The sequence below is a fragment of the Enterobacter sp. 50588862 genome (assembly GCF_001462935.1).
In the GTDB taxonomy this organism is placed as follows: Bacteria; Pseudomonadota; Gammaproteobacteria; order Enterobacterales; family Enterobacteriaceae; genus Enterobacter; species Enterobacter bugandensis.
On sequence record NZ_LNHM01000042.1, the window covers coordinates 1 to 694 of the forward strand.

Consider the following 694-nt stretch of genomic DNA (forward strand, 5'->3'; position numbering starts at 1 on the left):
AATCTCGGTTGATTTCTTTTCCTCGGGGTACTTAGATGTTTCAGTTCCCCCGGTTCGCCTCGTTAACCTATGTATTCAGTTAACGATAGTGCAACGAATTGCACTGGGTTTCCCCATTCGGACATCGCCGGGTCAAAGGTTCATATCACCTCGCCGGCGCTTTTCGCAGATTAGCACGTCCTTCATCGCCTCTGACTGCCAGGGCATCCACCGTGTACGCTTAGTCGCTTAACCTCACAACCCGAAGATGTTTCTTTCGATTCATCATCGACTTGCGAAAATTTGAGAGACTCGAACACACCTTAAAGATGTGTCGTTTCAATTTTCAGCTTGATCCAGATTTTTAAAGAGCAAATATCTCAAACATGACTCGTAAGTCAGTTTTGAGATATGACGGCAGGTGACTTTCACTCACGAACCAGCAAGTGGCGTCCCCTAGGGGATTCGAACCCCTGTTACCGCCGTGAAAGGGCGGTGTCCTGGGCCTCTAGACGAAGGGGACACTGAAGTCTCAATCGCAAGACGCCTTGCTGTTTACTTTTCATCAGACAATCTGTGTGGACACTACAAAGGCAGGTTCTTTAAGGTAAGGAGGTGATCCAACCGCAGGTTCCCCTACGGTTACCTTGTTACGACTTCACCCCAGTCATGAATCACAAAGTGGTAAGCGCCCTCCCGAAGGTTAAGCTACCTA

Annotated in this window: 1 tRNA gene and 2 rRNA genes; all 3 read right to left on the reverse strand. The window is 48.6% G+C overall.

From position 1 onward, the window contains the following. Positions 1 to 234 (reverse strand): 23S ribosomal RNA (locus tag APT89_RS21025); the annotation flags it as partial. Positions 235 to 426: 192 nt separating this feature from the next. Further along, a tRNA-Glu gene (locus tag APT89_RS21030) sits at positions 427 to 502 on the reverse strand. Between the two features lie 85 nt (positions 503 to 587). Continuing rightward, a 16S ribosomal RNA gene (locus APT89_RS21035) occupies positions 588 to 694 on the reverse strand; the annotation flags it as partial.